General features: G+C 74.2%; 16 protein-coding genes and 1 pseudogene. 14 read left to right on the top strand and 3 right to left on the bottom strand.

Annotated elements, in window-relative coordinates; genetic code table 11:
• The first annotated feature begins 186 nt into the window (after positions 1 to 186).
• The 5 genes from ACFW6A_RS09615 to gatB all read left to right on the top strand — a co-directional run bounded on the left by ACFW6A_RS09615 (position 187) and on the right by gatB (position 6,040).
• A complete protein-coding gene (locus ACFW6A_RS09615; protein ID WP_351850939.1) occupies positions 187 to 2,298 on the top strand; it encodes a bifunctional diguanylate cyclase/phosphodiesterase in 2,112 nt (703 codons plus the stop codon).
• A 179-nt stretch (positions 2,299 to 2,477) separates the two neighbouring features.
• Positions 2,478 to 2,774, top strand: a complete 297-nt coding sequence (gene gatC, locus ACFW6A_RS09620; protein WP_030750846.1) for an Asp-tRNA(Asn)/Glu-tRNA(Gln) amidotransferase subunit GatC — start codon at positions 2,478 to 2,480, stop codon at positions 2,772 to 2,774.
• A gap of 2 nt (positions 2,775 to 2,776) precedes the next feature.
• Positions 2,777 to 4,270, top strand: a complete 1,494-nt coding sequence (gatA, locus tag ACFW6A_RS09625; protein ID WP_351850941.1) for an Asp-tRNA(Asn)/Glu-tRNA(Gln) amidotransferase subunit GatA — start codon at positions 2,777 to 2,779, stop codon at positions 4,268 to 4,270.
• A complete protein-coding gene (locus ACFW6A_RS09630; protein ID WP_351850944.1) occupies positions 4,267 to 4,512 on the top strand; it encodes a hypothetical protein in 246 nt (81 codons plus the stop codon). Before gatA ends, ACFW6A_RS09630 begins: the two co-directional genes overlap by 4 nt.
• Positions 4,513 to 4,528: 16 nt before the next feature.
• Positions 4,529 to 6,040 (top strand): Asp-tRNA(Asn)/Glu-tRNA(Gln) amidotransferase subunit GatB, encoded by a 1,512-nt coding sequence (gene gatB, locus ACFW6A_RS09635; RefSeq protein ID WP_351850946.1) that lies wholly within the window; start codon positions 4,529 to 4,531, stop codon positions 6,038 to 6,040.
• 87 nt (positions 6,041 to 6,127) lie between these two features.
• On the opposite strand, the gene ACFW6A_RS09640 is transcribed toward gatB, so the two are convergent.
• Positions 6,128 to 8,239, bottom strand: coding sequence for a protein kinase (locus tag ACFW6A_RS09640; RefSeq protein WP_386639651.1), 2,112 nt, complete (start codon positions 8,237 to 8,239; stop codon positions 6,128 to 6,130).
• Between the two features lie 355 nt (positions 8,240 to 8,594).
• Here ACFW6A_RS09640 and ACFW6A_RS09645 point away from each other — a divergent pair, with 355 nt between their 5' ends.
• From ACFW6A_RS09645 to ACFW6A_RS09660, 4 genes are all read left to right on the top strand, one after another.
• Complete coding sequence (locus tag ACFW6A_RS09645) at positions 8,595 to 10,838, top strand: MMPL family transporter (RefSeq protein WP_386639654.1); 2,244 nt, start codon at positions 8,595 to 8,597, stop codon at positions 10,836 to 10,838.
• Positions 10,816 to 11,373 carry a GNAT family N-acetyltransferase gene (locus ACFW6A_RS09650; RefSeq protein ID WP_386639657.1) on the top strand — a complete coding sequence of 186 codons (558 nt, stop codon included), beginning with the start codon at positions 10,816 to 10,818 and terminating at the stop codon, positions 11,371 to 11,373. Before ACFW6A_RS09645 ends, ACFW6A_RS09650 begins: the two co-directional genes overlap by 23 nt.
• Before the next feature lie 376 nt (positions 11,374 to 11,749).
• On the top strand, positions 11,750 to 11,923 hold the full coding sequence (locus tag ACFW6A_RS09655; protein WP_351852228.1) for a hypothetical protein: 174 nt from the start codon (positions 11,750 to 11,752) through the stop codon (positions 11,921 to 11,923).
• Positions 11,924 to 11,957: 34 nt separating this feature from the next.
• Positions 11,958 to 14,993: an AAA family ATPase gene (locus ACFW6A_RS09660; protein WP_386639689.1), complete on the top strand. Its 3,036-nt coding sequence runs from the start codon at positions 11,958 to 11,960 to the stop codon at positions 14,991 to 14,993.
• Between the two features lie 45 nt (positions 14,994 to 15,038).
• Here ACFW6A_RS09660 and ACFW6A_RS09665 read toward each other — a convergent pair whose 3' ends face one another.
• Positions 15,039 to 16,166 carry a PQQ-dependent sugar dehydrogenase gene (locus ACFW6A_RS09665; RefSeq protein WP_386484264.1) on the bottom strand — a complete coding sequence of 376 codons (1,128 nt, stop codon included), beginning with the start codon at positions 16,164 to 16,166 and terminating at the stop codon, positions 15,039 to 15,041.
• Positions 16,167 to 16,307: 141 nt separating this feature from the next.
• Positions 16,308 to 17,309, bottom strand: a complete 1,002-nt coding sequence (locus tag ACFW6A_RS09670; protein ID WP_351852233.1) for an aldo/keto reductase — start codon at positions 17,307 to 17,309, stop codon at positions 16,308 to 16,310.
• A gap of 75 nt (positions 17,310 to 17,384) precedes the next feature.
• Between ACFW6A_RS09670 and ACFW6A_RS09675 the strand changes: the two genes are divergently transcribed.
• From ACFW6A_RS09675 to ilvC, 5 genes and pseudogenes are all read left to right on the top strand, one after another.
• Positions 17,385 to 18,347 carry a 2-hydroxyacid dehydrogenase gene (locus tag ACFW6A_RS09675; RefSeq protein ID WP_386484262.1) on the top strand — a complete coding sequence of 321 codons (963 nt, stop codon included), beginning with the start codon at positions 17,385 to 17,387 and terminating at the stop codon, positions 18,345 to 18,347.
• A 673-nt stretch (positions 18,348 to 19,020) separates the two neighbouring features.
• Positions 19,021 to 21,877 (top strand): annotated as a pseudogene (locus tag ACFW6A_RS09680) (putative bifunctional diguanylate cyclase/phosphodiesterase).
• 226 nt (positions 21,878 to 22,103) lie between these two features.
• A complete protein-coding gene (locus ACFW6A_RS09685) occupies positions 22,104 to 23,957 on the top strand; it encodes an acetolactate synthase large subunit (RefSeq protein WP_351852237.1) in 1,854 nt (617 codons plus the stop codon).
• A 35-nt stretch (positions 23,958 to 23,992) separates the two neighbouring features.
• Positions 23,993 to 24,517, top strand: a complete 525-nt coding sequence (gene ilvN, locus ACFW6A_RS09690; RefSeq protein WP_043219928.1) for an acetolactate synthase small subunit — start codon at positions 23,993 to 23,995, stop codon at positions 24,515 to 24,517.
• Between the two features lie 119 nt (positions 24,518 to 24,636).
• A complete protein-coding gene (gene ilvC, locus ACFW6A_RS09695) occupies positions 24,637 to 25,638 on the top strand; it encodes a ketol-acid reductoisomerase (protein WP_169086556.1) in 1,002 nt (333 codons plus the stop codon).
• Positions 25,639 to 25,748: the final 110 nt, after the last annotated feature.

Below are 25,748 nucleotides of genomic sequence, written 5' to 3' on the forward strand. Positions count from 1 at the left end.
CCGTGCGTCTCGTCCCGCACCGCCGCGCGAGGGTGCTGCGCGGCCGTGCGCCAGGACGGACGGCCGCGTGCCATGCGCCCCGCCCCCGAGCGGCGGGGCGTACGACCGGCGGCCGGACGCCACCACGGCCGCCTCGCCGCGGCCCATCGGACAGCGACGGCGCCGCCGCCTGCGAGAGGGACGGGAATGGAACCGACCGAGAGTGCCGCCCCGGTGCCACGGCCGCGCGGCCGGGTGCTCCCCACGGGCTTCACCGGCCTGCCCGCCGCCGTGGTGGGCACCGCCGCCGCCGTGCTCGTCACCGGGCTCCAGCGGGCCCTGAGCACGGGCCACCCGCTCTTCCCCGGCGGGGTCGCCGGCTGGTCCTTCGCCCTCCTCACCGGCCTCATCGTCGGCCACCTCGTCGCGCTCGGCCGCGAGCGCTGGTGGGGCGGCACCGGCTCCGGCGCCGCCCTCACCCTCGCCGTCCTCCTCCTGTACGGCTGGGTCCCCGCCGGACTCGTCTCGCTCACCGTCGTCGTCCTCGTCAGCGCCGCCCGCCGGCACCGCTGGCGACAGGGCCTGCTGCACGGCGCGGCCGACATCCTCGGCGTCGGCGCCGCCGCCCTCGTCCTCGCCCTCTTCGGCGACGTCCCCGGCGTGGACACCCCCTGGCACCCGCTCGACTGGACGATCGGCGATGTCCCCGAGATCGTGCTCGCCGCCGGCGCCTACCTGCTCGCGACCCGCCTGCTGCTGTGGTACACGCTCGCCCCGCCCGGCCGCGGCCTGCCCACCGTCGCCCGCACCGCCCTGCTCCGGCAGGGGCTCGTCGCCGTCGCCCTGCTCGGCATCGCCCCGCTGATCTGCGTCGTCGCCGCCGCCTTCCCGGTCCTCCTGCCGCTCTTCGCGATCCCGCTGATCGCCCTCGACTCCACCCTCTGGATCGCCCGGGCCCGCGCCGAGGAACAGCTCCGCGACCCGCTCACCGGCCTGCCCAACCGCCAGTGGCTGCTCGAGCGCACCTGGACCGCCCTGGAGGACGCCGAGGGCGAGCAGACCCGCTCCGCCCTCGTCCTCATCGACCTGGACCGCTTCCGCTCCGTCAACGACACCCTCGGCCACCTCGCCGGCGACCGGCTCCTCCTCCAGATCGCCGAACGGCTCCGCCTCGCCCTGCCCCGCGGGGCCGAGGCCGCCCGGCTCGGCGGCGACGAGTTCGCCGTCCTGCTGCCCGTCGCCGACTCCACCACCAGCGCCCAGCGGGTCGCCCGCCACCTCGTCGCCGAGCTCTCCTCCCCGCTCGACCTCGACGGGCTCACCCTCGTCCTGGAGGCCAGCGCCGGCGTCGCCGTCTACCCCGACCACGCCGGCGACGCCGAGGGCCTGCTGCGCCGCGCCGACGTCGCCATGTACCAGGCCAAGCGCGACCGCACCGGCGTCGAGGTGTACGAGTCCAAGCGCGACTCCAACACCCCCGACCGCCTCGGTCTCCTCGGCGACCTGCGCCGCGCGCTCGACGCCGGCGAGGTCGAGCTCCACTACCAGCCGAAGGTCCGCTTCGACGGCCAGGTGGCCGGCCTCGAAGCCCTCGTCCGCTGGGTCCACCCCGAGCGCGGAAAGGTTCCACCGGACGAGTTCATCGCCATCGCCGAGTCCTCCGGCCTGATGCCGCACCTCACCGAGTACGTCCTGGAGACCGCCCTCGCCCAGGTCGCCCGCTGGCGCGCCCAGGGCCTGGAGGTGCCCGTCGCCGTCAACGTCTCGCCGCGCGACGTCCACACCCCCGGCTTCGCCGGCGCCGTCGCCGCCCGGCTCGCCCGCCACGGCGTCCCGGCCGGCTCCCTCCAGCTGGAGATAACGGAGCACGTCCTCCTGGAGGACCCCCAGCGCGCCGCCGACACCCTCAACGGCCTCACCGGCCACGGCGTCAAGATGTCCCTGGACGACTTCGGCACCGGCTACTCCTCCCTCGTCCACCTGCGCCGGCTCCCGGTCAGCGAACTGAAGATCGACCGCTCCTTCGTCGCCCGGCTCGCCGTCGACACCGAGGACGCCGAGATCGTCCGCTGCACCGTGGACCTGGCCCACTCCCTCGGCCTCCTCGTCGTCGCCGAGGGCGTCGAGGACGACGAGACCTGGGAGCGGCTGCGCGACCTGGGCTGCGACGCCGTGCAGGGCTGGCTGGTCTCCGCCGCCATGCCGCCGGCCGAGACGACCGCCTGGCTGCGCGCCCGCGGCGAGCACGGCTGGCGCCGGGCGGTCGACACGGCCCCCGTGATCGAGCTCGGCCCGGCCCCCGGACACGTCGTGCAGTGACCCGGCGGACGGCCGGAGGACCGGGAGGCAGAGCGGCGGGGGGACCGGCCGGAAGAGCGTCCGAGCGGACCCCTCCGGGTCCGCTCGGGGACTTCTCCGGGCCGACCGTTTCACGGGCAGCGGTACGGGCCCCATAGGATTGGCCCCACATCATCAGACTCACCCCAGAGGATCGCTGCATGCCTGGCATCACGCGCGAGGAGGTCGCACACCTCGCTCGGCTGGCGCGTCTGGAACTCGCCGAAGAGGAACTCGACCACTTCGCCGGTCAGCTCGACGACATCATCGGCGCGGTCGCCCGCGTCTCCGAGGTCGCCGAGCAGGACGTCCCGCCGACCTCCCACCCGCTGCCGCTGACGAACGTCATGCGCGCGGACGAGGTCCGTCCTTCGCTCACCCCCGCGCAGGCGCTCTCCGGCGCCCCCGCCCAGGAACAGCAGCGTTTCAAGGTGCCGCAGATCCTGGGGGAGGACTGACCATGACGGACATCATCAAGCTCACCGCCGCCGAGACCGCCGCGAAGATCGCTTCCGGCGAGCTGACCGCGGTCGAGGTCACCGAGGCCCACCTGGCCCGCATCGACGCCGTCGACGAGAAGGTCCACGCCTTCCTGTACGTCGACCGGGAGGGCGCGCTCGCGCAGGCCCGCGCCGTCGACGAGAAGCGCGCCCGCGGCGAGGAGCTCGGCCCACTGGCCGGCGTCCCGCTCGCCCTCAAGGACATCTTCACGACCCGGGGCATCCCCACCACGGTCGGCTCGAAGATGCTGGAGGGCTGGATCCCGCCGTACGACGCCACGCTGGTCAAGCGCCTCAAGGCCGCCGACGTCGTCATCCTCGGCAAGACCAACATGGACGAGTTCGCCATGGGCTCCTCCACCGAGAACAGCGCCTACGGCCCGACCGGCAACCCCTGGGACCTCACCCGGATCCCCGGCGGCTCCGGCGGCGGCTCCTCGGCCGCCCTCGCCGCCTTCCAGGCCCCGCTGGCCATCGGCACGGACACCGGCGGCTCCATCCGCCAGCCCGCCGCCGTCACCGGCACCGTCGGCGTCAAGCCGACCTACGGCTCGGTCTCCCGCTACGGCATGGTGGCCTTCTCCTCCTCCCTCGACCAGGGCGGCCCCTGCGCCCGCACGGTCCTGGACGCGGCCCTGCTGCACGAGGCGATCGCCGGCCACGACCCGCTCGACTCCACCTCGATCGACCTGCCGGTCCCGCCCGTGGTCGAGGCCGCGCGCAACGGCTCGGTGGCCGGGATGCGCGTCGGCGTCGTCAAGCAGTTCCGCGGCGAGGGCTACCAGGCCGGCGTCATGCAGCGCTTCGACGAGTCCGTCGAGCTGCTGAAGGAGCTGGGCGCCGAGGTCGTCGAGCTGGACTGCCCGACCTTCGACCTGGCCCTCTCGGCGTACTACCTGATCGCGCCGTCCGAGTGCTCGTCCAACCTGGCCCGCTTCGACGGCCTGCGGTACGGCCTGCGCGCCGGCGACGACGGCACCCGCTCCGCCGAGGACGTCACCGCCCTGACCCGCGAGGCCGGCTTCGGCCCCGAGGTGAAGCGCCGCATCATCCTCGGCACCTACGCGCTCAGCTCCGGCTACTACGACGCGTGGTTCGGCTCGGCCCAGAAGGTCCGCACCCTCATCACCCGCGAGTTCGAGAAGGCCTTCGAGCAGGTCGACGTGATCGTCTCCCCGACGACGCCGACCACCGCCTTCCCGATCGGCGAGCGCGCCGACGACCCGATGGCGATGTACCTCGCGGACCTGTGCACCATCCCGACCAACCTGGCCGGAAACGCCGCCATGTCGCTGCCCTGCGGCCTGGCGCCGGAGGACGGCCTCCCGGTCGGGCTGCAGATCATCGCCCCCGCCATGCAGGACGACCGGCTCTACAAGGTCGGTGCCGCCGTCGAGGCCGCCTTCGTGGAAAAGTGGGGCCACCCGCTGATCGAGGAGGCTCCGTCGCTGTGAGTACCAGTGCACTGCAGAAGGCCAAGGGCTTCAAGAAGTCCAGGACCGGCACGTACCTGTCCATGGCCACCACCGCCTTCGGCGCGGTGACCGTGACGAAGCAGATCAAGAAGGCCCGCACCGAGCACGACACGCTGAAGCTGGTCGACGCCGTGGTCTCCGCCGCCGCCATCGTCACCGGCCTCGCGATCCTGTACCGCGAGCTGAAGCGCCTCGGCGACGACGACGTCCTGCTGGGCTGAGAGGGAAAGTTCCACCGTGACTGTCACTGAACTGCTGTCGTACGAGGCGGCACTGGCCTCGTACGACCCCGTCATGGGCCTGGAGGTCCATGTCGAGCTCGGCACGAAGACCAAGATGTTCTGCGGCTGCTCGACCGAGCTGGGCGCCGAGCCCAACGCGCAGACCTGCCCCACCTGCCTCGGCCTGCCCGGCGCCCTGCCGGTCGTGAACGAGATCGGCGTCGAGTCCGCCATCAAGATCGGCCTCGCGCTGCACTGCGAGATCGCCGAGTGGTGCCGCTTCGCCCGGAAGAACTACTTCTATCCGGACATGCCGAAGAACTTCCAGACCTCCCAGTACGACGAGCCGATCGCCTTCAACGGCTACCTGGACGTCCAGCTGGAGGACGGCGAGGTCTTCCGCGTGGAGATCGAGCGCGCCCACATGGAGGAGGACACCGGCAAGTCCACCCACATCGGTGGCGCGACCGGCCGCATCCACGGCGCCTCGCACTCGCTGCTCGACTACAACCGGGCCGGCATCCCGCTGATCGAGATCGTCACCAAGCCGATCGAGGGCGCGGGCGCGCGGGCCCCCGAGGTCGCCAAGGCGTACGTGGCGGAGCTGCGCGAGCTGATCCGCGCCCTGGGCGTCTCCGAGGCGCGCATGGACAAGGGCCAGATGCGCTGCGACGTGAACCTGTCGCTGCGCCCGAACGGCACCACGGCCTTCGGCACCCGCTCGGAGACGAAGAACGTGAACTCGCTCCGCTCCGTGGAGCGGGCGGCGCGCTTCGAGATCCAGCGCCACGCGGCGGTCCTGGAGTCCGGCGGCACGATCGTGCAGGAGACCCGTCACTTCCACGAGGACGACGGCTCCACCACCTCGGGCCGCATCAAGGACAACGCCGAGGACTACCGCTACTTCCCCGAGCCGGACCTGGTCCCGGTCGCCCCGTCCCGCGAGTGGGTCGAGGAGCTGCGCCGGGGCCTGCCCGAGCTGCCGCGCGTGCGCCGCAACCGGCTGCGCGAGGAGTGGGGCGTCTCCGAGCAGGAGATGCAGTCCATCCTCAACGCCGGCGCCGTCGACCCGATCGTCGCCACGATCGAGGCGGGCGCGGACGCGGCCTCGGCCCGCAAGTGGTGGATGGGCGAGCTGGCCCGCAACGCCAACGAGAAGGGCGTCTCCCTGGAGGAGCTGCCCATCACCCCGGCGGACGTGGCCCGGGTCTCGGCCCTGGTGGCCGGCGGCGACCTCAACGACAAGCTGGCCCGCCAGGTCATCGAGGGCGTCCTCGCCGGCGAGGGCACCCCGGACGAGGTCGTCGAGAAGCGCGGTCTGAAGGTCGTCTCCGACGACGGCGCGCTCGGCGCGGCCGTCGACGAGGCCATCGCGGGCAACGCGGCGATCGCCGACAAGATCCGCGGCGGCAAGGTCGCGGCGGTCGGCGCGCTGGTCGGCGCGGTCATGAAGGCCACCCGTGGCCAGGCCGACGCGGCGAAGGTCAAGGACCTGATCCTGGAGAAGCTGGGCGTCAGCGAGGGCTGACCCCGGTCACGTACGGGAGTCCCCGAGGGGGACGGGAGCGGCCCCGCACCGGAGATCCGGTGCGGGGCCGCTCCCGCGTCGTACGGGCTACCGCTTGAGCACCGGGGCGGCGATGACCACGAGCGCCTCCTGCGAGTAGCTGCACGTGTCCTCGACGCGGATCCGCAGCCGCAGGGCGCCCTTGACCGACATGCTCTTGAAGACCGGCTTGCCGAGCGACACCGCCTGCGCGAAGGGGGCGGGCTGGTCGTCCACGGAGATGGAGATCCGCGCCTCCTCGGTCGGGGAGTCGTCGTCGATGCCCGCGGTGAACTCCAGCGTCTCCCACGCCCGGCCGAGGTTGAACTCCATGTACGACTCGTTGGAGCAGCCGGCCACGAAGGCGGAGCCGTAGTCCTTGGCGTTGAGCGTGGCGGAGGAGGTCACCGTGAACCCGTCGAGGGTGTCGATCGGGGTGAGGCTGGTCAGGTCCGCCTGCTTGCTGTCGGGCACCGAGCCGGGGTCGAGCGACGGGCTGCCGCTCTCGCCGGGCTCCTCCGCCGGGGCCTCGCTGGTCGGCTCCTCCGTGGGGGCGTCCGTGGTCGGCTCGGCGGCCGGTTCGCCGGTGGGCGCCTCGGTGGTCGCCGACGCCGACGTGGTGGAGCCGCCGGCCCGGTCGTTCTTGGAGTCCTTCGCGTCGCGGTCGGCGAGCAGCCGGACCCCGACCACCGCGAGGACGGCGATCAGGAGGACACCGGCGACGGCGCCGATCAGCGGCCCCTTGCGGCGCTTGCGCGGCTCCGGCGACCGCTGCCGGGGCCCGGCCGGCCCGCCGGGCCCCCCGACGGTGGGCATCCCGGCCGTGGGCGGCCCGTAGCCCTGGCCGCCGTAGCCCGGCCCGCCGTACGCCGGCGTCCCGGCGGTCGGCGGCCCGTACGGACCCTGGCCGGCGTCGTACGGGCCGGGGGCCGGCGGCACCGGGGCGGGCGCCCCGAAGCCGGCCGGGGGAGCGCCGGCGGCGGACTGCGGGGCCGGGGCGGGAGCGGGCGCGGACCGCTCCGCCGGAACGGGCGTCGGAGTCGGAGTCGGCGCGGGAACCGGCGGCTGGGCCGGCGGGAGCGTCGGCGCCGCCTGGGGCCGGGGCACGGCGTCCTGCGGGCCGGCGTCCTGCGGCCCGGCGTCCCAGGGCGCGGCGGACGGCGCTTCGGCCGGCTTCGCCGGGGGCGTCACGGGCGGCGCCGCGGGCAGCGGCGGCGGCACGGCGGGGGCGCCGTCCGGGCGGGGCGGAATCGCGTCCTGCGGGGTCGCGGGCCGGGAGGTGGTCGTGGTGGACACCACCCCGTGCCGGACCTCCTTGACCCACGAGGAGAGCAGCAGCGGGCGCCTGTCGGCGTCGGACGCCGCGATCGCCAGCACCTTCCGGCGCTGCTCCTCGGGGAGCGCGGCGATCTGCGGCAGGGCGCCGAGGGCCGCCGCCAGCTGCTCGGGCGAGGCCGGCGGGGACTGGCCGCTCAGCAGGAAGTAGGCGATGGCCCCGAAGGCGTACCGGTCGGTGGCCGGGGTCCGCTTGCCCTCGAAGATCTCCGGCGCCGCGTAGCCGGGGGTGAACCACACCTCGGCGGTCTGGTGGTCGGCGGTCAGCTTGCTGAGGCCGAAGTCGACGAGGGTGGCCTGGCCGTGCTCGTCGACCATCACGTTGCCCGGCGAGAGGTCGCCGTGGACGACGGTCCGGCCGGACGGCGTGGCCTTGCCGGAGTGCAGCCAGTCGAGGACGTCGGCGAGCTGCTCCAGCGTCCGCATGACCTCGCGCCGCTCGGCGGGGGTGGCCAGCGTCCGCTCGGCGCGCCAGTCGCGCAGGTCGAGGCCGTCGACGTGGTTCATGACGAGGACGAGGGCCCGGCCCGTGAGGGTGCCGGACTCGCCGGGCGCGTGGATGGGCGAGCCCTGGAAGTGCTCGCGCACGCCGACGACGCCGGGGCGGCTGACGAAGCGCAGCAGCTCTGCCTGCTCGTTCCACTTGCGGCTGATCCGCTCGAAGATCTCCGGCGTGATCGTCGTCTTCGAGTCGAGGACCTTGACCACGACCGGCTCGGTGCCGCCCGCCAGCTCGATCTCCGCGAGATAGAGCACCGCCTCGCCGCCGCGCCCGATGGAGCGGAGCAGCCGGTAGCGGTCAGGTGCGGAGTCGGGCCCGATGTGGTGTGCCGACTTGCTCAACATTCCCCCCAGGCACAGTGAATGACAGGGGGTCAGCTTGCCGTTCGGGGGGATCCGGGGTCAACCGAGACGGACGGCGGGGCCCGGGCCGGGACCGGCGCCCCGGGCGGCGGGCACGTCCCGCGGGCGGGAGGGGCGCGACCGGCGCCGTCGCGCACCGTCCGCGGGCGGGCACGCGGAGCCGTCCGCCCGGGGAAGGGCGCCCCGCCGGGGTCCCCACGCACCGCGTCCGAACGGCGGGCCGCAGTGCCGGAGGCTTCCCCGGGCGCGCTGTGAGGATCGACACGAAACGGGCAAACGATCACGTTTCCCTGCGACAGTGGGCCGCGAGCACCGATCCAGGCAGGGAGCACGTCCTTTGGCAGCCATCGCACGGTGGTTCATCCGGCACCGCCTCGTCGCCGTCCTCCTGTGGGTCCTCGCCCTCGTCGGGGTCGGCGGCGCCGCCGCCTTCGCCGGCAGCGCGTACTCCAACGACTACGAGGTGCCCGGCACCGAGTCGGGACGCGCCACCGCCCTCCTCGACCGCGGCTTCCAGGGGCTCGGCGGCGACACCGACACCATCGTCTGGCACACCGAGCGCGGCAGCGTCCGCGCCGACGCCGTGCGCGAGCGGGTCGGGCCAATGCTGGAGGAGGTCTCCGCCCTGCCCGGCGTCGCCGCCGTCGCCTCCCCGTACGGGGCCGGCGCGGCGCCCGGTCAGGTCAGCGAGGACGGGCGCACCGCCTACGCCACCGTGACCTTCCGCGAACAGGCCGACGACATCCCCGTCGACCAGGCGCGGGCCCTCGTCGACACCGCGAAGGCCGCCGGGACCGACGGGCTCCGGGTGGAGCTCGGCGGCAGCGCCGTCGCCCTCACCGAGGCGCCCGGCGGGCACGTCGCCGAGGCCGTCGGCGTGGCCGTCGCCGCCGTCGTCCTCTTCCTCGCCTTCGGCTCGCTCGCCGCCTCCCTGCTGCCCATCGCCACCGCCCTGGTCAGCGTCGGCATCGCCTACTCCGGGATCGTGCTCCTCGGGCGCGTGATGACGGTCGCCGACTTCGCCCCGATGCTCGGCATGCTCATCGGCCTCGGCGTCGGCATCGACTACGCGCTCTTCATCGTCACCCGGCACCGCAAGGGCCTGAAACGCGGCCTGGGCGTCGCCGAGGCCGCCGAGACCGCCGTCGCCACCACCGGCAGGGCCGTCGTCTTCGCCGGCGCGACCGTCTGCATCGCCCTCCTCGGCATGCTCATCCTCCGGCTGAGCTTCCTCAACGGCGTCGCCCTCGCCGCCTCCCTCACCGTCGTCCTCACCGTCGCCGCCTCCGTCACCCTGCTGCCCGCGCTGCTCTCCCTGATCGGCATGCGGGCCCTGTCCCGGCGCGAGCGGCGCGCCCTCGCCGAGCACGGCCCGCAGCCCGAGCCGCCCACCGGCTTCGCCGCCCGCTGGTCCGCCTTCGTCGAGCGCCACCCCAAGCTCCTCGGGGCCGTCGCCGCCGTCGTCATGGCCGTCCTCGCGCTGCCCACCCTCTCGCTCCACCTCGGCACCTCCGACCAGGGCAACAACCCGGCCTCCGCCACCACCCGGCAGGCCTACGACCTCCTCGCCGACGGCTTCGGGCCGGGCGTCAACGGCCCCCTCACCCTCGTCGCCGGCCTCGACGGCGCCGACGACCGGGTCGCCCTCGACCAGCTGCCGGCGGCGCTCGCCGCCACCAAGGGCGTCGCCTCCGTCTCGCCGGTCACCCACAACGGCTCCGGCGACACCGCCTTCCTCACCGTCGTCCCCGACTCCTCCCCGCAGTCGAAGGCCACCAGCGAACTCGTCGACCGGCTCCGCCACGACGTGATCCCGGCCGCGGAGACCGGCACCTCCCTGGACGTCCACGTCGGCGGCATCACCGCCTCGTACGACGACTTCGCGGAGATCATCGTCGGCAAGCTGCCGCTCTTCGTCGGCGTCGTCGTCGCCCTCGGCTGCCTGCTCCTGCTGCTCGCCTTCCGGTCCGTCGGCATCCCGCTCAAGGCCGCCGCCATGAACGTCGCCGCCGTCGCCGCCGCCTTCGGCATCGTCGTCGCGATCTTCCAGTGGGGCTGGGGCGCCGAACTCCTCGGACTCGGCAGCTCCGGCCCGATCGAGCCCTTCCTCCCCGTGATCATGGTCTCGGTGCTCTTCGGCCTCTCGATGGACTACCAGGTCTTCCTGGTCAGCCGGATGTACGAGGAGTGGCTGGAGACCGGAGACAACCGGCGGGCCGTCCGGGTCGGCCTCGCCGAGACCAGCCGGGTGATCAACTCCGCCGCGGTCATCATGATCTCGGTCTTCCTCGCCTTCGTCCTCTCCGGCGAACGGGTCATCGCGATGTTCGGCATCGCCCTCGCCGCCGCCGTCGCCCTCGACGCCTTCGTCCTGCGCACCCTCCTCGTCCCCGCCCTCATGCACCTGCTCGGCGGGGCCAACTGGTGGCTGCCCAGGAGCCTGGACCGGATCCTGCCCCGGATCAGCATCGAGCCGCCGGAGAGCCGGGTCGCCGCGGACGTCCGTGCGAAGATCCCGGGGCAGCGCGTGACCGCACCGAGCACGGAGGAGACCGAGGATGTTCGCGATACCGCTGGGTGACGACGGGGCCGAGCTGCGGCCCCTGGAGCCCTGGCAGACGGAGGAGTTCCTCGCCCACATGGACCGGGGGCGGGAGTACGTCGGCACGCACATCGGCCTCGCCGACGTCGTCCACGACCTCGACTCCGCCCGCGCCTTCCTCCAGGGCTACGCGGAGAAGACCGCGAACGACGCCGGACGCCTCTACGGCATCTGGACCGACGGCACCCTCGTCGGCGGCGTCATGTTCCGCACCATGGACGTGGCCGCGGGCAACGCCGAGGTCGGCTGCTGGCTGGAGCCCTCCGCCGCAGGCCGGGGCCTGGTCACCCGCGCCTGCCGGATCATCATCGACTGGGCCGTCGAGCGGCGCGGGATCCACCGCGTCGAGTGGTACGCCTCCACCGCGAACACGGCCAGCACCGCCGTCGCCCGCCGCCTCGGCATGACCAGGGAAGGCGTCGTCCGCGAGAACTACATCCACCGCGGCACCCGCACCGACACCGAGATCTGGGCCGTCCTCGCCCCCGAATGGCGCGCCGCCAGGACCACCTGAACACCCCCGGACCGCACCCGGACGACGCCCGGGCCGCGCCCGCACCCGTACGGCTCTGAACCGCACCCCGGCGGCACTGGACGGCACCCGGGCCGCGCCCGCACCCGTACGGCTCTGAACCGCACCCCGGCGGCACTGGACGGCACCCGGGCCGCGCCCGCACGACACCCGGACACCGCACCGGCCGTGCCCGTACCGCACCCGGACACCGCGCCCGTACGGCACCCGGAGGGGCGCCTAAGGCATCCCCCGCCCCTCCCTAAGGCCCCCCGCGTCCCGAACATGCGGCACTCGCCCGATGCCCCCGCACCGGCTGGGCGGGGAAGGTGGAGGCATCGCGAGGAGCGATACCGACACCACAGCCAGGGAGCACCCCATGTTCGCGTACGAACTCCACCGCACCGCCCACGCCGAGCTGGTCCGCGAGGCCGCCGCCCAGCGCCTCGGCCGCGAGGCCGCCCGCGCCGCCAAGGCCGCCCGCCGGAGCGGCCGCCATGGGACCGAGGGGCGGGTGAGCACCGGCAAGGACCGCTACGCCACGGTCGCGTGACCCCCGTATGAGCGGCCCGCGGGGCGCCTGTGCGATGCTCGGCGCCGTGGAGACCAGGTCCGTCAGCCCCGTCTTCGTCGGCCGCGCCGGCGAACTCACCGCCCTCACCGAGGCGCTCTCCCGCGCGACCGCGGGAGAGCCCCAGGCGCTGCTCGTCGCCGGCGAGGCCGGCGTCGGCAAGACCCGGCTCGTCGAGGAGTTCCGCGACGCGGCCCGCGACGCCGGCGCCGTCGTCGCCCTCGGCGGCTGCGTGGAGCTCGGTGCCGACGGACTCCCCTTCGCCCCCTTCTCCGCCGCCCTGCGCACCCTGCGCCGGCTCCTCCCCGACGAGCTCGCCGCCGCCGCCGACGGGCACGAGGGCGAACTCGCCCGCCTCCTCCCCGAGCTGGGCGACCCCGGCGGCTCCGACGCCGGCGACGAGGACGCCACCGCCCGCCTCTTCGAACTCGCCGTCCGCCTGCTGGAACGGCTCGCCGCCGACCGCACCCTCGTCCTGGTCCTCGAGGACCTCCACTGGGCCGACACCTCCACCCGCCACCTCCTCACCTACCTGCTGCGCACCCTGCGCCGCGGCCGGATCGTGGTCGTCGCCACCTACCGCGCCGACGACATCCACCGCCGCCACCCGCTGCGCCCCCTCCTCGCCGAACTCGACCGGATGCGCACCATCCGCCGCATCGAGCTCGCCCGCTTCACCCGCACCGAGGTGCGCCGCCAGCTCACCGGCATCCTGGCCGCCGAACCCGCCCCGGGCCTCGTCGAGGAGATCTTCGACCGCTCCGACGGCAACGCCTTCTTCGTCGAGGAGCTCGTCGCCTCCCGCTCCTGCGGCGACGGCACGGGGCCCCTCAGCGACTCCCTCCGCGACCTCCTCCTGGTCCGCGTCGAGGCCCTCCCCGAGCCCGCCCAGCGGGTCGCCCGGATCATCGCCGAGGGCGGCTCCACCGTGGAGCACGGACTCCTCGCCGCCGTCTCCCGCCTCACCGAGGACGAACTCATCGAGGCCCTGCGCGCCGCCGTCGGCGCCAACCTCCTCCTCGCCGTCCCCGACGGCGACGGCTACCGCTTCCGCCACTCCCTGGTCCGCGAGGCCGTCGGCGACGACCTGCTGCCCGGCGAGCGCTCCCGCCTCAACCGCCGCTACGCCGAGGCCCTGGAGGCCGACCCCGGCCTCGTCCGCCCCGAGGAGCGCGCCACCCGGCTGGCCACGTACTGGTACCACGCCCACGACCCGGCCAAGGCCCTCCCCGCCGTCCTCGACGCCTCCGTCGCCACCCGCAAGCGCCACGCCTACGCCGAGCAGCTCCGCCTCCTCGAACGGGCCATGGAACTCTGGGACGAGGCCCCCGCCGAGGTCCGCGCCGGCCTGCGCCCCATCGACTACGCCGAGTCCTACCCGGCCTGCGGCTGCGACCCGGAGACCACCCCGCTGCGCCACCTCGACCTGCTCGCCGAGGCCGCCGTCGCCGCCCGCCTCTGCGGCGAACGCGAACGCGCCCTCAAGATCGGGAAGACGGCGCTCCGCCTCCTCGACGGCGACGACGAGCACGACCCCCTGCGGGCCGCCTGGTTCTGGGCCGAGCGGGCCAAGCTCCAGTCCAACCTCGGCCGCGGCGACGGCTGGGCCGAGATCTCCCGCGCCCAGGAGCTCGTCAAGGGCCTGCCGCCGTCCGCCGTCCACGCCACCGTCCTGGCCGGAGCCGCCGGCTGGGGCATGCTCCGCAAGCCGGGCCCCGACGCCCTCGTCGCCGCCGAACGCGCCGTCGAGTACGCCCGGCTGGTCAAGGCCGAGGCGACCGAACTCAACGCCCGCCTCACCCTCGGCACCATCATGGTCGCCGCCGGCGACCGCGAGGCGGGCCTCGCCGAGATGCACGCGGTCCGCGAGCGGTCCACCGCCCTCGGCCAGTTCCACGAGGCCGCCCGCGCCCACATCAACATCGCCTCCGCCCTGGAGTCCCTCGGCCGCTCCGCCGAGGCCGTCGCCCTCGCCGACGCCGGCCTCGAACTCGCCCGCACCCGCGGCCTGGTCGAGTCCGCCGGCTGGATCCGCGGCAACAAGGCCGAGTCCCTCCACTCCCTCGGCCGCTGGGACGAGGCCAGGACCGAGGCCGAACGCCTCCTCTCCTCCCACGCCAGCACCAAGCCCCGCGGCTCCGCCCACCTCCGGCTCGCCCAGATCGCCGTCGCCCGCGGCGAGACGGCCGCCGCCCTCCGCCACCTCGACGAGGCCCGCGCCGTCTACGGCACCCGCGACCCGATCCCGCAGTACACCCTCCCGCTGGCCGGCATCGACGCAGCCGCGGCCGCCGCAGAGGGCCGCCTCGCCGACGTCCGGGCCCGCCTCGCGGCCGCCGCCGACGCCGGCTTCCCGCCCGGCACCCACCGCTACGGCTGGCCCCTCGTCCTCACCGCCGTCACCGCCGAGGCCGACAGCCGCGGCCTGCCCGCCGCCGAGGAGGGGCGCGCCGAGGCGCTGGCCGTCGTCCGCCGCTGCGTCCGCGCCCTCGCCGCCCCCGCCCCGGTCTGGGCCGCCCACGCGGTCCACGTCGCCGAGGAGCTGGCCCGCGCCGAGGGCCGGGAGACCTCCGCCCGCTGGGCCGAGGCCGTCGACGCGTGGACCCCGCTCGACCAGCCCTATCCGCTGGCCCGGGCCCGCCACCGGCTCGCCGACGCCCTCCTGGCCGAGGGCGGCCGGCGCGAGGAGGCCGCGGCCCTGCTCCGGCAGGTCCACGCCACCGCCGTCGCCCTCGGCGCCCGCCCGCTCCGGGAGGACGCCGAACTGCTCGCCGCCCGCGCCCGCGTCGCCCTCGCCGACGGCACCGGACCCGGCACCCCGGCGGCGGCGGAACCCGAGGCGGACGTCTTCGGCCTCACCCCCCGCGAACAGGACGTCCTGGGCCTGGTCGCGGCCGGCCGCACCAACCGGCAGATCGCCGAGGAGCTGTTCATCTCACCGAAGACGGCCAGCGTCCACGTCTCCAACATCCTCGCCAAGCTCGGCGTCTCCGGCCGCGGCGAGGCCGCGGCGATGGCCCACCGCCTCCACCTCCTCGACGCCGTCCGCTGACCTCGCGCCCCCGCCCCGGCCCGTACGGCGTCCCGGGCCGGGCCGTCACCCCACGTCGAGCCGCAGGATCCGGTCGTCCCCCGGCTCCGGCGTGCCCCGCCCGTCGGTCTCGCTCGTCACCAGCCACAGCCGTCCGGCCCCGTCCGCGAGGACCGTCCGCAGCCGCCCGTACTCCCCGCCCAGGAACGCCTCCGGCTCGCCGGACCGCTCGGCCCCCGACAGCGGGATCCGCCACAGCCGCTCGCCCCGCAGCCCCGCCATCCACACCGCGCCCCGGGCCCAGGCGATCCCGCTCGGCGAGGCCTCCGAGGTCGGCCACTGCGCCACCGGGTCCACGAAGCCGGCCCTCCCGGCCTTCCCCTCGGCCTCCGGCCAGCCGTAGTTCCGCCCCGGCTCGACCAGGTTCAGCTCGTCCCACGTGTTCTGCCCGAACTCGGCCGCCCACAGCCGCCCCCCGTCGTCCCAGGCGAGCCCCTGCACGTTCCGGTGGCCGTACGAATAGACCACCGAGCCCGCGAAGGGGTTGCCGGGGGCCGGCTTCCCCTCCGGGGTCATCCGCAGGATCTTCCCGCCCAGCGACGCCCGGTCCTGCGCCAGCCCCGTCCGGCCCGTCTCGCCCGTCCCCGCGTACAGCATCCCGTCCGGCCCGAAGGCGATCCGCCCGCCGTTGTGGACCGTGCCCTTGGGGATGCCGGTGAGCACCGGTTCCGGCGTCCCCAGCCGGTCGCCGGCCCCGCCGCCGTACCGCATCCGCACGATCCGGTTGTCCGCCTCCGCGGTCAGGTACGCGTACACCCACCCCTCGCGCACGGCCAGGCCCATCAGCCCGCCCTCGCCGCCGGGCACCACGCCCGGGACCTCGCCCAGGGAGCGCTTCGCCCCGCTCCGCCCGTCCACCCGGGTCACCGTCCGGTCGTCCCGCGAGGAGACCAGCAGGTCGCCGCCCGGCAGCGCCGCGAGCCCCCACGGCGAGCGCAGCCCCTCGGCGAGCGTCCCGGCCACCGTCACCCGCCCCTCGCCCGCCGGGGCCGCGGAGGCGGGGGAGGAGGCGGCCGGCGGCGAGCCCGGCGGGGAGGTGTTCCGGGCGCCGGTGTCACCGCCCGGGGAACAGCCCGCCGCGCACACCAGCGCGGCGACGGCCCCCACGGCCCTCAGCACAGCAGGACGGCTCATGATCCGGTCCCTTCGACGGCGACGAGAGGGGGAAGAGAGGAGCGGCATCCCTCCCTCCCTTGATACACCGCCCGCCCCGCTCACGGTCCCGCCTCGGCCGACTTCTCCGGACCGCCGGCGAAACCGCGGGCCGGGGCCGCGCTAGTCCCAGGACTCCCGCGCCGCCGGCAGCGCAGCGAGCTCCGCCAGGTCGCCCTCGGTGAGCCGCAGCCCCGCCGCCCCGGCGTTCTCCACCGCCCACCGCTCCCGCTTCGTCCCCGGCACCGGCACCACGTGCCGCCCCTGCGCCAGCACCCACGCCAGCGCCACCTGCGCCGCGGTCACCCCGTCGCCGTGCCGCGCGGCCACCCGCCGCAGCCCGGCCACGAGCGGCTGGTTCGCGGCCATCATCTCGGCCGTGAAGCGGGGGTGCCGGGCCCGCGGGTCGTCCGGCTCGAAGCCGCCGCCCGGCGTCAGCGTCCCGGTCAGGAAACCGCTGCCCAGCGGCATCGCCGCGAGCATCCCGATCCCGCGCGCCGCGCACCAGGGCAGCAGCCGCGCCAGCGACTCCGGCGCCCACACCGACAGCTCGGCCTGCACCGCCGCCACCGGGAACACCTGCTGCACCCGGCCCAGCTGACGGATCGTTCCCTCGTACAGGTCGCCGGTCCGCGACCGCCGGGTCCGCCGCACCCCGACGGCGCTCAGCCCGAGCGCCCGCACCTTGCCCGCGGCCACCAGCTCCGCCATCGCGCCCCAGGTCTCCTCCACCGGGACCTCCGGGTCCGCGCGATGGAGGAGGTACAGGTCCAGGACGTCCGTCTGGAGCCGCCGCAGGGAGGCGTCGCAGGCCCGGCGGACGTACTCCGGACGGCCGTTGGCGACCACGTGCCCGTCGCCGACGAGCAGCCCGCACTTCGTCGACACGAAGACGTCCGCCCGGCGCTCCTTCAGCACCCGCCCCAGCAGCAGTTCATTGGTGAACGGCCCGTACATGTCCGCCGTGTCGAGCAGGCTCACCCCGGCGTCGAGGGCCGCGTGCACGGCCCGCAGCGAGCGGTCTCCCCGCTGCTCCGAGCGGCCGTAGGCCCAGTTCATCGGCATGCAACCGAGGCCGATGGCCCCCACGTCGAGCGCCGTCGCCCCGATAGTCCTGCGCTCCACGTGCCGCTACCCCTCCTTGTGCCGCCCCCCAAAGTAACCAATGGCGTGCGGGTTTCTTCGCATAGCCTCCCCGTCATGACACTCGCATCCACCGCCGCCGACGTGTGGCTTCCGATCCCCGCCGACGAGATCGACGGGCTGCCCGACCCGGGCGCGTCGGGGCTGAACTACCGCTTCTGGGACGGCGGGGCCGACTTCCCGGCCGATCCGGCCGACTGCGGCTTCTACGTCGTCCCGTACATGAAGGGCTCCGCGATCGCGGTCCGGCCGCTCGCCGCGATGACCTCGCTGCGCGTCGTCCAGACCCTCTCGGCCGGCATCGACCACGTCGTGCCCGGCCTGGGCGCGCTCGGCCCCGGCGTCTCGGTCTGCAACGCCAAGGGCGTCCACGAGGCCAGCACCGCCGAACTCGCGCTCGCCCTGATCCTGGCCTCCCTGCGCGGCATCCCGCGCTTCGTGCGCGGCCAGGACGCCGAGGAGTGGCGGGACGGCTTCTACCCGGCGCTCGCCGACAAGTCCGTCCTGATCGTCGGGTACGGATCGATCGGCTCGGCGATCGAGGACCGGCTCGCGCCCTTCGAGTGCGCGCGGGTGGCGCGCGTCGCACGCTCGGCGCGCACCACGGTCCGCGGTCCGGTGCACGCCCTGGCCGATCTGCCCGCCCTGCTGCCCGAGGCCGACGTGGTGGTGCTCTCCACTCCGCTCACGCCCGACACCCGGCACCTGGCCGACGCGGGGTTCCTCGCCCGGATGAAGGACGGGGCGCTGCTCGTCAACGTCGCCCGGGGGCCGGTGGTCGACACGAACGCCCTGCTCAAGGAGGTCGAGAGCGGGCGGATCACGGCGGCGCTCGATGTGACCGACCCGGAACCGCTGCCGGCCGGGCACCCCCTGTGGCACGCTCCCGGTGTGCTGCTCACCCCCCACGTCGGCGGTTCCACTTCGGCGTTCATGCCGCGGGCGAAGCGGCTGATCGCGGCGCAGGTCGGACGGTTCGCGGCGGGGGAGGAGCTCGCCAACGTCCTCCGCACCACCTGAGGTCCGCCGCCGGGGCCGCCCGGCCGTGCGCGCCCCCGCCGCGCGCCGCCCGCAAGCCCCCCGGCAGTCACGGAGAGTACTGCGAACCTGTCCCTGAGTGACGGTCCTGGTGTATCGTCCCGGATCGGGGGACTGCGTCGTGTACGGGCTGACGCCGGGGAGCGAAGTGACGGGACATCAGATGCCGAGGGGGGTGACGGGTGAAGCACGGCCGACGGACCGACGGACCGGCGCGGCGGCGACGCCGACGACGCCTCTCCCGCGCCTCGCTGCCGGTCTCGCGCGGTCGGTGCCGGACCAGGCCGCGCCCCACCGCGCGGAGTGCCTGGACGGCGCGCCGCCGCACACCGGCGCCACGGGCCTGCCCCGCGTCCCGGACCCCTGCCCCGACTGCGGCGCGGGGACGCCGCGGCCGGCCGGCGCCGTCCCGTACCGCGGCCACGCCGCGCGGGGCCCGGCCGCACCCGGCCCGGCCCGCGCCGCCGTCTCCGCCCCCGAGGCGTGCGCCCACGCCCCCGGCGCGCACCTCCCGGCCCCCGCGCACCCCGGCCCCGACGCGCCGCCCGCTCCCCCCGGCCCCCACGCCTTCGGCGCGGCGGACGGCGAGGACGGCGGTTTCGGGCACGGCGAGGAGCGGGAGGGCGCGGTGAGCGGCACCGGCGCGACCGCGGTCGTGCGGCGCGGGCCCGCACCGGCGGGGACCGGCCTCCCCGGCCCGGGGCGCTCCGCCCCCGGGCCGGGCCACCGCCCCTCCTGGGCCGGCTCGCTCCTCGCGCAGATCGCCCTCGGCCTCGTCTGCGCCGGCTACACCACCGGCGCCGCCCTCGGCTGGGGGTCCCCCCGGCTCGCCCTGTTCATGGGCGACTTCGGGCTGAGCGCCGCCGCCTTCACCGCCGCCGTCTCCTGCTTCCTCTACGCCCGGACCGAGCGCGGCGGCACCCGCCCCGCCTGGCTCCTGTTCGCCTTCTCCTCCTTCATGGCGGGCGCGGGGAACGCCGTCTGGGGCTGGTACGAGGTCGTGCTCGGCCGGGAGGTCCCCGAGTCCTCCGTCGCCGACCTCTTCTTCTTACTCTTCGCCCCGCCCGCCATCGTCGGCCTCCTCGTCCTCGCCAAGAAGCCCGTCACCCGGGCCGGCTGGGTCTGCCTGGGGCTCGACGCCTGGCTCATCGCCGGGTCCCTGCTGACCCTCTCCTGGAGCCTCGCCCTCGCCCACACCGCCCACTTCCAGGGCGAGTCCGTGGCCCAGGCCGCGCTGTCGCTCGCGTACCCGCTGCTCGACATCGTGCTCGTCAGCATGGTCCTCGCGCTCCACTTCCGGCGCTCCCCGGCCAACCGCTCGGCGGTCAACACCGCCATCGCCGCGCTCGCCCTCACCGTGCTCTGCGACGCCCTCTTCACCTCGCCGCTGCTGCGCGCCAGCTACGTCTCGGGACAGCTGCTCGACGCCGGCTGGTTCGCCGGCTCCCTGCTGCTCGCCTACGCTCCCTGGGGCGTCCACCGCCCGCCGGAGCCCGCGGCGGCCCGCGGCCCGGGGCTGCCCAGCCGGCCCATCGCCGGCTCGCTCGCCGCCCTCACCCCGTACCTCGCCGCCGCCGTCTGCACCCTCGGCATCCTGTACAACGTGGTCGAGGGCCGCCGGGTGGACCGCGTCGTCGTCCTGACCGGCTGCGCCGTCGTCCTCGCGCTCGTCGTCCGCCAGGGCATCATGCTGATCGACAACATCGCCCTCACCCACGAACTGGCCCAGAAGGAGAACCACTTCAGGTCGCTCGTGCAGAGCTCCAGCGACGTCATCATGATCGCCGCGCCCAGCGGCGTCCTGCGGTACGTCAGCCCCGCCGCCACCGGGGTCTACGGCCGCGACGCGGAGGAGCTGGTCGGCTCCGAACTGGCCTCGCTCATCCACCCCGAGGACCTCGGCGCCGTCGTCCACGAGGTGCGCCGCTTCCTCGCCGCCTCGCCCGCCGAGGAGCCCACCACCCGCATCGAGTGCCGCTTCCGCTCCGGCGCCGGCCACTGGCTCAACGTCGAGTCCACCGTCAACCGCCACCAGGGCGGCCTGATCTTCAACAGCCGCGACGTGACCGAACGGGTCAGGCTCCAGGCCCAGTTGCAGCACAACGCCGAGCACGACCCGCTCACCGACCTGCCCAACCGCGCGCTCTTCACCCGCCGGGTCGGACAGGCCCTCGGCGGCCGCCGCTCCTCCGACCCCGGCACCGCCGTCCTCTTCATCGACCTCGACGGCTTCAAGGCGGTCAACGACCGGCTCGGCCACCAGGCCGGCGACGACCTCCTGGTCCAGGCCGCCCGCCGCCTCCAGGAGGCCGTGCGGTCCGGGGACACCGCCGCCCGGCTCGGCGGCGACGAGTTCGCCGCCCTCATCCTCGGCGACGGCCTGCGCGACCGCGCCGCCCGCGAGGCCCAGGTCCAGGAGATCGCCGACCGGCTCCGGCTCACCCTCTCCCGCCCCTACCGCGTCGACGGCGGCACCGAGGTCCGGGTCGCCGCCTCCATCGGCGTCGCCTTCGCCGAGCCCGGCATCGGCGCCGGCGACCTGCTGCGCAACGCCGACCTCGCCATGTACCGCGCCAAGGCCGGCGGCAAGGACCGCGTCGAGCTGTACGTGCCCCAGATGCAGGCCGAGGTGGTCCGGCGCACCGAACTCGCCGCACGGCTGCGCAGCGCGCTCCACGACGGCGAGTTCGCGCTCCTCCACCAGCCCGTCGTGGACCTCGCCACCGGCCGGGTCTCCGCCGTCAGCGCGCAGGCCCGCTGGCGCTCCGCCCAGGGCATCCTCTTCACCCCCGCCGAGTACCTGCGGGTCACCGACGACGGCGAGCGCACCGCCGAGCTGGGCCGCTGGCTCCTGGAGGAGGCCGTCGAGCAGGCCGCCGAGCGGGCCGGCATCGGCCACCACACCCCGGTCTCGGTCCGGCTCCCCGCCCGCCGCCTCCTCGACCGCTCGATGCCCCTCGGCTCCGTCGAGGCGCTGCTGGCCCGGCACGGGCTGCCGTCCGGCTCGCTCGTCCTGGAACTGGCCGACACCGACCACAGGACCCCGCTGGACGAGCTGGAGCAGCGTCTGGTCGCCCTGCGCCGGCTCGGCGTGCGGATCGCCCTGGACGGCTTCGGCAGCGGACACGTCGCCGTCCACGCGCTGCGGCGCCTCCCGGTCGACATACTGAAACTGGACAGGGCACTCGTGGAAGGCGTGGTCGAATCCGCCCGGCTCCGCAAGATCACCAGCGGTGTGCTCCGCATCGCCGGGGAGCTGGGCATGCAGACGGTCGCCGAGGGCGTCGACGTCCCCGAGCAGGTGCTGGCCCTGCGGGCCATGGGCTGCCGGCACGCGCAGGGCATGGCCTTCTCGGGCCCGCTCGACGAGTACCGGCTCCGCCGGGCCCTCGTGCGGGGCGCCTATCCGCTGCCCGGAGCCGTCTCCGTACCGGCCGGGACGGGCCGGGAGACGCGGCGGAATCCGTCCCCCGATCAGCTCACATGATGAGACGCGCGTCCCACCCACTTGACAGTGGTGCGGCCTGGGAGGGAGGGTCAGTGCCATGCGCACCCGAATTCTCGTACTTGGAAAGCGCGTCGGCTGAAGCCGGGCCCCTGAAGGCCGGCTGAGAACCAACCGACGCGCTCCCCTCGCTTGCCTTCCGGCACGAGGGGTTTTTTGTTGCACCGGTTCTCCCGGACGTCGACGCGAAACCCCGTAAAACCCCCGCAAAAAACCCTCTGCTTCGAGAAGAGATGCTGATGACCGAGCAGGCCACCGGGCACCATCCGCAGCCGCGGCCCCGCAGCGGCGCGACGCCCGCCCCCACCGTCGAGCACGTCACGGGCGCGCAGTCCCTCATCCGCTCTCTCGAAGAGGTGGGTGCGGACACCGTCTTCGGCATCCCGGGTGGCTGCATCCTCCCCGCGTACGACCCGATGATGGACAGCACGAGGGTCCGCCACATCCTGGTCCGCCACGAGCAGGGCGCCGGCCACGCGGCCACCGGCTACGCCCAGGCCACCGGCAAGGTCGGCGTCTGCATGGCGACCTCCGGTCCCGGCGCGACCAACCTGGTCACCCCGATCGCCGACGCGCACATGGACTCGGTCCCGCTGGTCGCGATCACCGGCCAGGTCGCCTCCAAGGCGATCGGCACCGACGCCTTCCAGGAGGCGGACATCGTCGGCATCACCATGCCGGTCACCAAGCACAACTTCCTGGTCACCAAGGCCGAGGACATCGCCAAGACCATCGCCGAGGCCTTCCACATCGCCTCCACCGGCCGCCCCGGCCCGGTCCTGGTCGACATCTCCAAGGACGCCCTGCAGGCGAAGACCACCTTCTCCTGGCCGCCGCAGACCGACCTGCCCGGCTACCGCCCGGTCACCAAGCCGCACGCCAAGCAGATCCGCGAGGCCGCGAAGCTCATCACCGCCGCCAAGCGCCCGGTCCTCTACGTCGGCGGCGGCGTCATCAAGTCGGGTGCCACGGCCGAGCTGAAGATCCTGGCCGAGCTCACCGGCGCCCCCGTCACCACCACCCTGATGGCCCTCGGCGCCTTCCCCGACAGCCACCCGCTGCACGTCGGCATGCCCGGCATGCACGGCGCCGTCACCGCCGTCACCGCGCTCCAGAAGGCCGACCTGATCGTCGCCCTCGGCGCCCGCTTCGACGACCGCGTCACCGGCAAGCTCGACAGCTTCGCCCCGTACGCCAAGATCGTCCACGCGGACATCGACCCGGCCGAGATCGGCAAGAACCGCGCCGCCGACGTCCCGATCGTCGGGGACGCCCGCGAGGTCATCGCCGACCTGGTCCAGGCCGTCCAGGCCGAGCACAGCGAGGGCAACCAGGGCGACTACTCCGCGTGGTGGTCGGACCTGAACCGCTGGCGCGAGACCTACCCGCTCGGCTACGACCTGCCGGAGGACGGCAGCCTCTCGCCGCAGCAGGTCATCCAGCGCATCGGGCAGCTCGCCCCCGACGACACGATCTTCACCGCGGGCGTCGGCCAGCACCAGATGTGGGCCGCCCACTTCATCGACTACGAGAAGCCGGGCACCTGGCTGAACTCCGGCGGCCTGGGGACCATGGGCTACGCCGTCCCGGCCGCCATGGGCGCCAAGGCCGGCGCGCCCGCCCGGACGGTCTGGGCCATCGACGGCGACGGCTGCTTCCAGATGACCAACCAGGAGCTCACCACCTGCGCCCTGAACAACATCCCGATCAAGGTCGCCATCATCAACAACGGCGCCCTCGGGATGGTCCGCCAGTGGCAGACCCTGTTCTACAACCAGCGCTACTCCAACACCGTCCTGCACTCCGGCCCGGACGACGTCAACCCGGAGGCCAAGGGCACCCGCGTCCCGGACTTCGTGAAGCTGTCCGAGGCCATGGGCTGCGTCGCCCTGCGCTGCGAGTCCCCGGACGACCTCGACAAGGTCATCGCCGAGGCCAACGCCATCAACGACCGTCCGGTCGTCATCGACTTCATCGTCCACGAGGACGCCCAGGTCTGGCCCATGGTCGCCGCCGGCACCTCCAACGACGAGGTCATGGCCGCCCGGGGCGTCCGCCCCGACTTCGGCGACGGCGAAGACGACTGAGCAGCGACGAGCCACAGGGAAGAGGCCCACACACCATGTCCAAGCACACGCTCTCCGTCCTCGTCGAGAACACGCCCGGCATCCTCGCCCGGATCGCCGCCCTGTTCTCCCGTCGCGGCTTCAACATCGACTCCCTCGCCGTCGGCGTCACCGAGCACCCCGACATCAGCCGCATCACCATCGTGGTCAACGTCGAGTCGCTGCCCCTGGAACAGGTCACCAAGCAGCTCAACAAGCTGGTCAACGTCCTGAAGATCGTCGAACTCGAGCCCAGCGCCGCGATCCAGCGCGAGCTCGTCCTGGTGAAGGTCCGCGCCGACAACGAGACCCGCTCCCAGATCGTCGAGATCGTCAAGCTCTTCCGCGCCAAGACCGTCGACGTCTCGCCCGAGGCCGTCACCATCGAGGCCACCGGTTCGAGCGACAAGCTGGACGCCATGCTCAAGATGCTGGAGCAGTTCGGCATCAAGGAGCTCGTCCAGTCGGGCACCATCGCCATAGGGCGTGGTGCCCGGTCCATCACGGACCGGTCCCTGCGGGCACTCGACCGCAGCGCCTGAGAGTCACCGTGGGTCGACCGCCGGTCCATCCGGCGGTCCGACTGACGAGACCCGAGAACTTCCCTCCCGCTCCCCGCCGTACGGTGGGACGCAACACCAGCACCTCAAGGAGATTTCCAGTGGCCGAGCTGTTCTACGACGCCGACGCCGACCTCTCGATCATCCAGGGCCGCAAGGTCGCGGTGATCGGTTACGGCAGCCAGGGCCACGCCCACGCGCTGTCGCTCCGCGACTCGGGTGTCGACGTCCGCGTCGGTCTGCACGAGGGCTCGAAGTCCAAGGCCAAGGCCGAGGAGCAGGGCCTGCGCGTGGTCACCCCCGCCGAGGCGGCGGCCGAGGCCGACCTCATCATGATCCTGATCCCGGACCCGATCCAGGCCAAGGTCTACGAGGAGTCCATCGCCCCGAACCTGAAGGACGGCGACGCGCTGTTCTTCGCCCACGGCTTCAACGTCCGCTTCGGCTTCATCAAGCCCCCGGCCGGCGTCGACGTCGCCCTGGTCGCCCCGAAGGGCCCGGGCCACCTGGTCCGCCGCCAGTACGAGGAGGGCCGCGGCGTCCCCGCGATCGCCGCCGTCGAGCAGGACGCCACCGGCAACGCCTTCGCGCTCGCCCTCTCCTACGCCAAGGCGATCGGCGGCACCCGCGCCGGCGTCATCAAGACCACCTTCACCGAGGAGACCGAGACCGACCTCTTCGGCGAGCAGGCCGTCCTCTGCGGTGGCGCCTCCGCCCTGGTCAAGGCCGGTTTCGAGACCCTGGTCGAGGCTGGCTACCAGCCGGAGATCGCCTACTTCGAGTGCCTCCACGAGCTGAAGCTCATCGTCGACCTCATGTACGAGGGCGGCCTGGAGAAGATGCGCTGGTCGGTCTCCGAGACCGCCGAGTGGGGCGACTACATCACCGGCCCGCGCGTCATCACCGCCGACACCAAGGCGGAGATGAAGAAGGTCCTCACCGAGATCCAGGACGGCACCTTCGCCAAGAACTGGATGGACGAGTACCACGGCGGCCTGAAGAAGTACGACGAGTACAAGACCCAGGACGAGAAGCACCTCCTGGAGACCACCGGCAAGGAGCTCCGCAAGCTCATGAGCTGGGTGAACGACGAGGAGGCGTAAGCCCCTCGGCGCGGGGGGGGGGGGGGCGCGCCCGCCCCCCCCCCCCCCCCATGAGACCACCCCACCCCAACACCACGGCAAACGACACCAAAGACGAAGGCAAGGCCCAC

Origin of the sequence: Streptomyces sp. NPDC058758 (assembly GCF_042746075.1) — a bacterium.
Taxonomy (GTDB): Bacteria; Actinomycetota; Actinomycetes; order Streptomycetales; family Streptomycetaceae; genus Streptomyces.

What these genes read in the sequence shown, in the direction of transcription:
- ACFW6A_RS09615 (WP_351850939.1), top strand. Translation starts at nt 187, where the DNA reads ATGGAACCGACCGAGAGTGCCGCCCCGGTGCCACGGCCGCGCGGCCGG.
- gatC (WP_030750846.1), top strand. Translation starts at nt 2,478, where the DNA reads ATGCCTGGCATCACGCGCGAGGAGGTCGCACACCTCGCTCGGCTGGCG.
- gatA (WP_351850941.1), top strand. Translation starts at nt 2,777, where the DNA reads ATGACGGACATCATCAAGCTCACCGCCGCCGAGACCGCCGCGAAGATC.
- ACFW6A_RS09640 (WP_386639651.1), bottom strand. Translation starts at nt 8,239, where the DNA reads ATGTTGAGCAAGTCGGCACACCACATCGGGCCCGACTCCGCACCTGAC.
- ACFW6A_RS09650 (WP_386639657.1), top strand. Translation starts at nt 10,816, where the DNA reads ATGTTCGCGATACCGCTGGGTGACGACGGGGCCGAGCTGCGGCCCCTG.
- ACFW6A_RS09655 (WP_351852228.1), top strand. Translation starts at nt 11,750, where the DNA reads ATGTTCGCGTACGAACTCCACCGCACCGCCCACGCCGAGCTGGTCCGC.
- ACFW6A_RS09660 (WP_386639689.1), top strand. Translation starts at nt 11,958, where the DNA reads ATGCTCGGCGCCGTGGAGACCAGGTCCGTCAGCCCCGTCTTCGTCGGC.
- ACFW6A_RS09665 (WP_386484264.1), bottom strand. Translation starts at nt 16,166, where the DNA reads ATGAGCCGTCCTGCTGTGCTGAGGGCCGTGGGGGCCGTCGCCGCGCTG.
- ACFW6A_RS09675 (WP_386484262.1), top strand. Translation starts at nt 17,385, where the DNA reads ATGACACTCGCATCCACCGCCGCCGACGTGTGGCTTCCGATCCCCGCC.
- ACFW6A_RS09685 (WP_351852237.1), top strand. Translation starts at nt 22,104, where the DNA reads ATGCTGATGACCGAGCAGGCCACCGGGCACCATCCGCAGCCGCGGCCC.
- ilvN (WP_043219928.1), top strand. Translation starts at nt 23,993, where the DNA reads ATGTCCAAGCACACGCTCTCCGTCCTCGTCGAGAACACGCCCGGCATC.